This window comes from Phaeospirillum tilakii (assembly GCF_042683125.1).
Classification (GTDB): Bacteria; Pseudomonadota; Alphaproteobacteria; order Rhodospirillales; family Magnetospirillaceae; genus Phaeospirillum; species Phaeospirillum tilakii.
In genome coordinates this window covers 42068-52147 of record NZ_JBHUIY010000007.1, presented here as the reverse complement: position 1 = coordinate 52147, position 10080 = coordinate 42068, and the positions used below count along the sequence as shown (strand labels likewise).

Annotated in this window: 5 protein-coding genes; 4 read left to right on the top strand and 1 reads right to left on the bottom strand. The window is 67.7% G+C overall.

Annotated features, from left to right (window positions below; translation table 11 throughout):
• Positions 1 to 2835 (bottom strand): CHAT domain-containing protein (locus tag ACFSNB_RS05345; protein ID WP_377315005.1); only part of this gene is annotated, 2835 nt, incomplete at its 3' end.
• Positions 2836 to 3157: 322 nt separating this feature from the next.
• Between ACFSNB_RS05345 and ACFSNB_RS05340 the strand changes: the two genes are divergently transcribed.
• The 4 genes from ACFSNB_RS05340 (at position 3158) to ACFSNB_RS05325 (ending at position 9836) form a co-directional block, all read left to right on the top strand.
• Positions 3158 to 3748, top strand: coding sequence for a TetR/AcrR family transcriptional regulator (locus ACFSNB_RS05340; RefSeq protein WP_377315004.1), 591 nt, complete (start codon positions 3158 to 3160; stop codon positions 3746 to 3748).
• Positions 3749 to 4027: 279 nt separating this feature from the next.
• Complete coding sequence (locus ACFSNB_RS05335) at positions 4028 to 5221, top strand: efflux RND transporter periplasmic adaptor subunit (protein WP_377315003.1); 1194 nt, start codon at positions 4028 to 4030, stop codon at positions 5219 to 5221.
• A gap of 42 nt (positions 5222 to 5263) precedes the next feature.
• Positions 5264 to 8422: an efflux RND transporter permease subunit gene (locus tag ACFSNB_RS05330; RefSeq protein WP_377315002.1), complete on the top strand. Its 3159-nt coding sequence runs from the start codon at positions 5264 to 5266 to the stop codon at positions 8420 to 8422.
• Entirely contained in the window at positions 8415 to 9836 is a 1422-nt protein-coding gene (locus ACFSNB_RS05325) for an efflux transporter outer membrane subunit (protein WP_377315001.1), read from the top strand. Before ACFSNB_RS05330 ends, ACFSNB_RS05325 begins: the two co-directional genes overlap by 8 nt.
• Positions 9837 to 10080 lie beyond the last annotated feature (244 nt).

Here is a 10080-nt window from a genome sequence, read left to right as displayed (position 1 = left end):
CCGGCGCGAGCGCACATCACCGAGTCTGTCATAGACCGGCAGTTCTTCCTCCTGGCGGATCTTGAGCGCGGCATCCAGCTCGCCGCGGGCCTGAAGGATGTCGGCGATCTTGCCCATCGTCACCGCGCGCGAGCGCACGTCGCCGGCTTCGCCGAGTTGCTCGGCGGCACGGGCCAAGCGCGCCAAGGCGACCTCGGGACCATCAGTCGCCAAGGTCGCTTCCGCATGCAGAACCGCGACCTGGGCCAGCAGGACCGGGTCCCCATCGGTTTGGGACAAACCACGTGTCAACAGAGCAAGCCGCCGGTCGTTTTCGCCGATCCGCGCGGCACACTGCGCCGCGGCCATCAGCAGCTTAAGGGACAGCTCGCTTCCGGCCGCCTCCAAGCGGGACAAGGCCAGATCAAACACCGCCAGGGCCGCCAGGGCCTGATGCTGAACGCTAAACAGGTATCGCATTGCCGCCAGGGTGGTCGCATCAATCACCGGGCTGGGAGCACTGGCGAGCAAAGCGAGGCGGGCCGCTTCGACTCCGCGCGGGTCGATGACGATATCGCCCTCGTCGTCCCGCCACAGTTCGGCCAGAACCGTCATCGCCGCGCCGGCGAGGTGAGCCTGATCCCCGGGACTGAGCTCCCCACCACCCAGCGGCCGCGCCAGCGGGTTGGGGGCGGCCTGGGGGATGCCGTTGATCTCACCCCAATCATCGAGCAGGCCCAGCCCGAGCAGGCGGTCGAGCACCGGCTCCGGGTTCACCACTCCGGCCGCCTTGGCGACCGCGGCCAGCGCCGGACGCGGCAATGGGATCCCCTCGCTGAACAGACCGGCCGCCCGCAACGCGTTCGCTTCGGTCGAGGTCAAGGCGTTGCGGTAGATGTCGAACGACACCCGGCGGAAGAATTCCTGGGCGGCGTTGTCCTCGGCCGGCATTTCGCCGCTCTGCCGATAGGCCTCGACCGCCGCCACGGCCTGCTCGGCCAGCGTCCCCTCCCCGCACAACAACGGCCGGCACAGGATTTCTTGCAACCCGGGATTCCCCGCCGCCGCCGCCAGTGCCCGCGCCGCCACCGCGGCGGCGGTTTCCTCCGCGACGCCACCAACCGTCTGCGCCGCCCGCCACTGCTTGGCCCGCTCGCGCTCGTCCATCGGCCGGAGCTGGAGCGGGAACAACCGTCGCTCCCAGTCTCCGCCTTTGCCATCGGGCAAGGTGAAGCGATAGCGGCTGGTCAGCAGCAGGCGCGAGGCGCCGCCCCCCCGGTCGAAGGCCATGATCACCGCCGCCAGCGGATCACGATAGAGGTCCTGGACCGGAGTCCGCTCCTGCCCCGGGGCCGGGATGTCCAGGATCCGCTCCAGATCGTCGATCACCAGCAGGACCGGATGCCTGGCCAGCGGTCCGGTCAGCATCGCCTCCAAAGCGTCGGCCAGCTTGGCCGCCGAGCGCGCCACCGCCTCGCGCCAGCGCAGCACGCTCTCTTCGCGCGCGGCCACCGGCACCGCTTCGGTCACCGCATCGAAGATCGTCAGCGCGTCGTAGCGGCCGAAGATCACCACCGCCCGATGGCGCGGCGCCAGTCGCTGGACCACCCGATGGGCCAGGCTGGACTTGCCGAGATTGCCCATGCCATGCACCAGCACCCCGGCCGTTTTCCCCTCGGCGAACACCCGCAGCACGGTCTGAATCGCCCGGCGCCGGCCGACGAAGGTCCGGCTGCCGGCCACCGGCACCACCCCGGCCGCGGTCTTGACCAGGAACTCCCTGTCGCCCGCGTCCCGCGCCAGTGCTCGCGTTTCGCCGCCTTTCCGGCAGAGCGGGCCGCCCCCGTGCCGGCCGAGATAGACCCGGGCCAGATGCCAATCCCGGCCGCGTTGCGGGTCGGTGCGGTGGGCTTGCAGCACCGCCAGCCGCCCGGCCGCCGCCGCCTGCGGCACCGTTTTCGCTTCCGCCAGCCGGCGGTAGAACACCGAGGCGAACAGGATGGCGTCGCCGTCATTGACCGAACCGTCCCAGCCGACGACGTTGCCGTCGCCGCCCCGGGCCAACGCGCGGGCAAACGGCTCCATCCCTTCGTCTTCGGCGCTGCGACAGGCGGACAGGAACACCAGCGGCGGCAGTTGGTCCGCCAACTGGCCGGTGAAATCGGGCAACGGGACCTTATCGAGAGCGCCGACCGCGTCCTCCAGCGCCAGCACCGGCCCCTGGCCCTTGACGATCTCGCCATGGCAGGACAGATGCAGCGCCTCGAACGGGCCATCGGTGCCCAGACGCACCTCCAACCCCGCCAGGGAGCCGCTCTCCTCGACCGCCAGCGCCAGCGGCAAGCGGCAGGTCGCCTCCAGGATCGCCGCCTCCTCGGCCTCGAAATCGAGCAGGTGCTGGCCCTCCGGCGCGGCGGCCATGAACAGCACCGCCACATCGCCGTTTTCCGGCACGGCCGGGCGGGCCTCGGCGGGGGAGCCGAGCCGGCGCCACACCACCAGGGGCTGGGCTGGCTCGGCGGCCAGGAAGCCGTCCCGCGTCGCCAGCACCTCCCACGGCAGGTCAAGCAGGGCCGCCTCGGCCTCGGTCGGCTGCGCCGTGCGGCTGAACACCTCCAACTCGCGCGCGCCGCCGCCGCTGGCCCACGCCGTCAGCCAACCGTCCCGGTCGAGCCAGTCGGCCATCTCCCGCCCGACCGCGAACACCGCGCCCTCGTCCCTGGCGAGAACCGCACCGCCGTACCGACGGGACCAAGCCGTCATCAGGTCGAGGGCGTCGGACAGCGGCAGCCGGAGCTCGCGCGCCGCAGCTCCCGCCCCGGCGCGGCACAGAACATCTGAGCCGTAGACTTCCATACTGGCTTTCATTCCGTCCCCCGCGGCCGTGTAACCCAGGGAAACTATCCCTGGTCAGATCATCCCTGTAAAGGCGTGGCCGCCGGATGGGATGTCTTTCTTACGGGGGGCACTGCCATTAAAAAAAACCAAAAGGATAGACGTGCGCTTCCCGGCGATGCCGATGTTGCGGGAGGGGGGGACGAAGGCGGGACCCGACCCGTTGAGATGGCCCCCGCTTTGGCCTTGACCGATCGGTCAAGATGCGCCTAGTGTGACCCTCGTCCATCAACCGCAGAGGTCCACCGTCATGGGGCGGCCCGTATCCGATACCAAGCAGACCTTGATCGACACCGCCCTGGAACTGATCTGGAAGAACAGCTACGGGTCGGTCAGCGTCGATGATATCTGCAAGGCCGCGGATGTGAAGAAGGGGAGCTTCTACCACTTTTTCCCGTCGAAGGTAGACCTCGCCATCGCCGCGATGGAGGAATCCTACCGCGAGACCAAGCCGCTTTACGACGCGATGTTTTCGCCGGCCTCCCCGCCTGTGCGGCGGTTCGAGCAAATGGCCGACTTCATCCTCGCCAAGCAGGCCGAGGCCGCGGCGAAATATGGTCGGGTCTGTGGCTGTCCCTGCGCCTCGCTCGGCTCGGAAATGGCCGGGCAGGAAGAGGGCATCCGCGCCAAGTTCGAAGACATCGCCCACCGGCAGGAGCGGTACTACGAGAATGCGTTGCGCGACATGGTCGCCGAGGGCCTGCTGCCCGAGGCGACCGATGTCAAGGTCCTGGCGCAGGAGATCTACACCTATCTGCTGGGGCAGATCATGATCGCCCGCATCCAAAACGACCTGGAACCGCTCAAACGCGATCTGAAGCCCGGTTTGCTGCGGCTTCTGGGAATCGGGGAGCTGCCATCCCAGCCGGTCTGACGGTTCCCGATCGCGGCGCACCCTGGGTTGGCCTCTGCGTCGGCGGGCGCCCGGCGAGAGGCGACCAGGAGGATCAAATCATCGATCCTCCGCCTGACCCCATTTGCGCTCCGGACCACGGAGCGGTCGTCAACACCGGTTCGGGAAGCCCCCGAAGCCGCCGCGAAGGCGGCATTTTTTAGCCCCCTTTGTAAACCGACCGGTCAATTCAAAAGCAACTGCAATGCCGGGGCAGTCCCCCCAATTTCTCCGGCCCCACGCCTGTTCAGGAGAGCCTCGATGGCCAAGATGTCCCGTTTCGGCAAAAGCCGCTCCATCCTGCTCGGTTCCGTCGCCCTGATCGCCCTGATCGGCATCGGTGTGGCGGTCAGCGGCGCGTCAAGCGCCCGGACGCAACCGGCGACCGCCACGGCGGCCCCCGTCCTGGTCGGCGTCCAGACCATCACCGCGCAGCCGGTCCAGGTGTGGTCGTCCTTCTCGGGCCGGATGCGGGCGGTCGATCAGGCCGAAATCCGCCCCGAGGTCAGCGGACGCATCCTCGCGGTGCGGATCGACGACGGCCAGACCGTCAAGGCCGGGGACGTGATGTTCGTGATCGATCCGGCCCCGTTTGAAGCCGCCCTGGCCAAGGCCCAGGCCAGTCTGGCCTCGGCGCGGACCAATGCCGCCTATGCCCGGACCGAATTCGAGCGCGCCGCCGCCCTGATCAGGACCCAGGCCATCGCCCAGCGGCTGTATGACGAGCGCGCCAACGCCAGCCGGGTCGCCCAGGCTTCGGTCCTGGCGGCCGAGGCGGAGGTGCGGCAGGCCCGGATCAATCTCGATCACGCCTATGTCAAGGCGCCGATCTCGGGCCGGGTCAGCCGGGCCGAAATCACCCAGGGCAATCTGGTGCAGGCCGGACCGGGCGCGCCGCTGCTGACCTCGATCGTTTCCAACGACGGCATCTACGCCGATTTCGAGGTCGATGAGCAGACCTTCATGACGGGGCTCCGCGCCCAGACCGGCCCCCACGGCGAGGAGAAGCGGATTCCGGTCGTCGTCACCTTGCGCGGAGACGAAGCCCATCCCCACGAGGGGACGATTCACAGCTTCGACAACCGAATCGACACGGCGTCGGGCACCATCCGGGCGAGAGCGCGCTTCGCCAATCGCGACGGCACCCTGATGCCCGGCATGTTCGTCTCGGTCAAGGTGGCGAACGGCGGCGGCCCGGCCCTGCTGGTGCAGGAACGGGCGATCGGCAACGACCAGAGCAAGAAATTCGTCTACGTGGTCGGCGAGGACGGCAAGGTGGCCTATCGCGAGGTCGGGCTGGGGCCGCAGGTCGGGAGCCAGCGCATCGTGCTCAGCGGTCTGAGCGCGGGCGAGCGGGTGATCATCGACGGCCTGCAACATGTCCGTCCCGACATGACCGTCGCGGTCCGCGACGCCCTGGCGACCCGTGCCGCGCCTGACGTGGCGGCGAACTGAATCCCGACCAACCTTTCGCCCCGTGTCTGGAAAGGCCACGCCATGACTCTCTCCAAATTCTTCATCGACCGGCCGATTTTCGCCGGGGTGATCTCGGCGGTCATTCTGCTGGCGGGGTTGATCTCGATGTTCCTGCTGCCGATCTCGGAATATCCCGAGGTCGTGCCGCCGTCGGTGATCGTCAAGGCGCAGTTCCCCGGCGCCAACCCCAAGGTGATCGCCGAAACCGTCGCAACCCCGCTTGAGGAGCAGATCAACGGCGTCGAGAACATGCTCTACATGTTCTCGCAGGCCGCCAGCGACGGCACCCTGACCCTGACCATCAGTTTCAAACTCGGCACCGATCCCGATCTGGCGACCCAATTGGTCCAGAACCGGGTCAATCAGGCGCTGCCCCGGCTGCCCGACGTCACCCGCCAACTGGGTGTCACCACGGTCAAAAGCTCGCCCGACCTGACCATGGTGGTGCATCTGACCTCGCCCAACGAACGCTACGACATGCTCTACCTGCGCAATTACGCCCTGCTCAACGTCAAGGACCAGTTGGCGAAAATACAGGGCATCGGCAGCGTGCAGCTTTTCGGCTCGGGCGATTACGCGATGCGGATCTGGCTCGACCCGCAGAAGGTCGCCGAACGCGGCATGACCGCCAACGAGGTGGTCGCCGCCATCCGCCGCCAGAACGTCCAGGTCGCCGCCGGCGTGATCGGCGGGCCGCCTTATGGGGCCGGGGTCGAACTGCAATTGCCGATCAACGCCCAGGGCCGGCTGACCGATGCCGATCAGTTCGGCGAAATCATCATCAAGCGCAATGGCGGCGTCGTCACCCGGCTGAAGGATGTGGCGCGGATCGAGGTCGACGCGGCTCAGTACGGTCTGCGCTCGCTGCTCGACAACAAGCCCGCCGTCGCCATTCCGGTGTTCCAGTCGCCCGGCTCCAACGCCATCGAGATTTCCAATCGGGTCCGCGCCACCATGGAGGAACTGAAGAAGAATTTCCCAGAGGGGCTGGATTACCGGATCGTCTATGACCCCACCATCTTCGTGCGCGGCTCGATCGAGGCGGTGGTGCATACCCTGCTCGAAGCCGTCGCCCTGGTCGTGCTGGTGGTGATCCTGTTCCTGCAAACCTGGCGGGCGTCGATCATCCCCCTGCTGGCGGTGCCGATCTCGATCATCGGCACCTTCGGGGTGATGCATCTGTTCGGCTTCTCCATCAACGCCCTGTCGCTGTTCGGCCTGGTGCTGGCGATCGGCATCGTCGTCGATGACGCCATCGTCGTGGTCGAGAATGTCGAGCGCAACATCGAGAACGGCCTGGCCCCCCGCGACGCCACCGTCAAGGCGATGCGCGAGGTGACCGGCCCGATCATCGCCATCGCGCTGGTGCTGTGCGCGGTGTTCGTTCCCATCGCCTTCATCAGCGGGCTGACCGGTCAGTTTTATCGCCAGTTCGCCCTGACCATCGCCTTTTCCACGGTGATCTCCGCCTTCAACTCGCTGACCCTGTCGCCGGCTCTGGCGGTGACCCTGCTCAAAGGTCATGGCGCGCCGAAGGATGCCCTGACCCGGGTGATGGACCGGGGGCTCGGCCGCTTCTTCAACGGGTTCAACCGGGTGTTTCATCGCGGCTCGACCCGCTATGGCCGGGGCGTGTCCGGCATTCTGGGGCGCAAATCGCTGACCATGCTGGTCTATTGCCTGCTGCTGGGCGCGACCTATCTCGGCTTCGCCCAGGTTCCGCCCGGCTTCGTTCCGGCCCAGGACAAGCAATATCTGGTCGGGTTCGCCCAACTGCCCGATGGCGCGACGCTGGAGCGGACCGAAAACGTCATCCGCGCCATGTCGGACATCGCGCTGAAGGAACCCGGCGTCGAGAGCGCGGTGGCCTTTCCCGGCCTGTCGATCAACGGGTTCATCAACAGCCCCTCGGCCGGCATCGTGTTCGTGACGCTGAAACCGTTCGAGCAGCGCGCCACGGCCGACCTGTCGGGCTTTGCCATCTCGCAGCGGCTGCAACAGAAATATCTGGGGGTCAAGGACGCCTTCATCGCGATTTTCCCGCCACCGCCGGTTCAGGGGCTGGGCACCATCGGCGGCTTCAAGCTCCAGCTGGAAGACCGCACCGACCAGGGCTACGACGCCCTCGACCAGACGGTCAAGGCGGTGCTGGCCAAGGCCGCGACCACCCCGGAACTGGCCCGGGTGTTCTCCAGCTACAAGATCAGCACGCCCCAGCTCTACGCCGAACTCGACCGGACCAAGGCGGCCCAGCTCGGCGTCGACGTTCAGGACGTGTTCGATACGATGCAGATCTATCTGGGCTCGCTCTACATCAACGATTTCAACAAATTCGGACGGACCTATCAGGTGGTCGCCCAGGCCGACCGCCAGTTCCGCTCGCAGCCCGACGACATCCTGCGGCTTCAGACCCGGAACTTCGAAGGGCGGATGGTGCCGCTGGGCGCGCTGATCGACGTGTCGGAAACCACCGGTCCCGACAATGCGATGCGCTACAACGCCTTCCGCTCCGCCGACCTGAACGGCGGGCCGGCCCCGGGCTATTCCACCGGTCAGGCCCAGGCGGCGATGGTCCGGATCCTTGACGAAACCCTGCCCAAGGGCATGGGCTACGAATGGACCGAACTGACCTATCAGCAGATTCTGTCCGGCAACACCGCGATGATGGTGTTCCCCGTCTGTGTGCTGCTGGTGTTCCTGGTCCTGGCGGCGCAGTACGAAAGCCTGCTGCTGCCGCTGGCGATCATCCTGATCGTGCCGATGTGTCTGCTGTCGGCGATCACCGGGGTCTGGCTGACCGGCGGCGACAACAACATGTTCACCCAGATCGGCCTGTTCGTGCTGATCGGGCTGGCCTGCAAGAACGCCATCCTGATCGTCGAGTTCGCCCGCGAACTGGAAATCGGCGGCCAGGGAACCGTCGAGGCCGCCATCGAGGCGGCGCGGCTGCGGCTGCGGCCAATCCTGATGACCTCGTTCGCCTTCATCATGGGCGTGGTCCCCCTGGTCCTGTCATCGGGCGCCGGGGCGGAAATGCGCCACGCGATGGGGATCGCGGTGTTCTCGGGGATGCTGGGCGTCACCGCCTTCGGGCTGTTCCTGACCCCGGTGTTCTATGTCCTGATGCGCGGCCTGGAAAAGCGCCTCACCGGAACCGAAAAGGTGCATCACCATGTCTGATCCGATCAAGACGTCGCTGGCGGTGGCGCTGGCCGCCGCCCTGGTCTCGGCCTGCACCAGCCCGGTCGGGCCGCAGGAATCCGGGATCGGTCCCGTCTCGGGATGGGCCCGCCTGACCGGTGCGCCGGCACCGGCGGACGCCCCCCTGGTTTCCACCGCCGACGCCGAGGTCGAACAGCGTTGGTGGCGCCGCTTCGACGACCCGGTGCTGAACGGCCTGATCGTCGAGGCGCTGGAAGGCAGCAAGACCCTGCAAATCGCCAAGGCCCGGGTGGAGGAGGCGCGGGCCGCCCGCGGGGGAGCGCGGTCGCTTCTGTGGCCCGAGATCAGCGGCACCGCCGGGGGGCAGCGGGTCAATCAGGGCGTCTCCGGCAACGACAAGACGATCGGCCTCGCCGGTGCCGATCTCGAGGCGACGTGGGAACTCGATCTGTTCGGGCGCAATCAGGCCCGCGTCGCCGAAGCCACGGCCCTGCTCGACTCGGAGGAGGCCACCCGCCAGGGGGTTCGGGTCGGGCTGCTGGCGGACGTCGCCCGCAGCTATTTCGATCTGCGCAATTCCCAGCGTCAGATCGGATTGACCCGGCAGAATCTGGCCACCCAGACCCGGACGCTCGACCTGATCCGCGACCAGAGGCAAGGCGCGCTGGCCAGCGATTTCGATGTCGAACGGGCGGGGGCCCAGGTTTCCGCCACCGAGGCGCTGATCCCCGCCTGGGAGATCCGTCGCGACGCCGCCCTCAATCGGTTGAGCGTGCTGCTGGGCCATCCCCCCGGCAGCCATGACGCCCTGCTGGCGGCGGAGACCGGGGTCAAGCCGCTTGATCCGGGGATCGTCGTGGCCGCCCCGGCCAAGGTTCTGGCCGCCCGGCCCGACGTGCGGGCCGCCGAACGCCGCTTCGCCGCCAGCCTGTCGGCCAAGGACGCCGCCACCGCCGCGCTGTTTCCCAATATTTCCCTGACGGCGCTGTTCGGCGCCCAGGTCGCGACGCCGATGGAGGCGACGCCATGGGGGATCGGTCTCTCGCTGGCGCAGCCGATCCTCAATTTCGGTCGGATCCAATCGCAGATCGATGCCGCCGATGCCCGCCAGACCCAGGCCTTCCTGGCCTATCAGCAAACGGTGCTCGAAGCACTGGAGAACATGGAGACCGCGCTGGCGGGCTATGGCCACGAAGCCAGCCGCAACGCCGCGCTGACCACCGGCGTCGCACGGAACCGCAGGGCCGCCGACCTCGCCCGGCAACAATACGCCAACGGCTATACCGGCCTGCTTGACGTCCTGGTGGCCGAACGCGCGCTGCTGGAGGCGGAAGCCGCGCAAGCCGCCTCCGATGCCAGCCTGCGGCGCGATCTGGTCGATATCTATGCCGCGGCGGGGGGTGGCTGGAGCGACGGGGACGCGGCCCGGTGAACAAGAGCCCTGGCCCCCCTTCCTTTTCAAACAGAGGGGGAGGTCTGGAGGCGCCAGCCTCCAGGCGGGGCCGGGGCGGCAGCCCCGCTGAGGGCGGGAGCGGCCAACATCTCGTGGCCCCAAAAGAGGAACCCCGCGGGAGACGGATCTCGGCGCGGGGTCACTTCTTTGATGGGGCCTCCAGGACCCCGTGATTCCGGCACATGCGGCCGGCGGTAGAGTATCCAGCTATGTAGAAAGCGGC

Coding starts and splice junctions, on each gene's coding strand:
- ACFSNB_RS05335 (WP_377315003.1), top strand. CDS start 4,028: ATGGCCAAGATGTCCCGTTTCGGCAAAAGCCGCTCCATCCTGCTCGGT.
- ACFSNB_RS05330 (WP_377315002.1), top strand. CDS start 5,264: ATGACTCTCTCCAAATTCTTCATCGACCGGCCGATTTTCGCCGGGGTG.
- ACFSNB_RS05325 (WP_377315001.1), top strand. CDS start 8,415: ATGTCTGATCCGATCAAGACGTCGCTGGCGGTGGCGCTGGCCGCCGCC.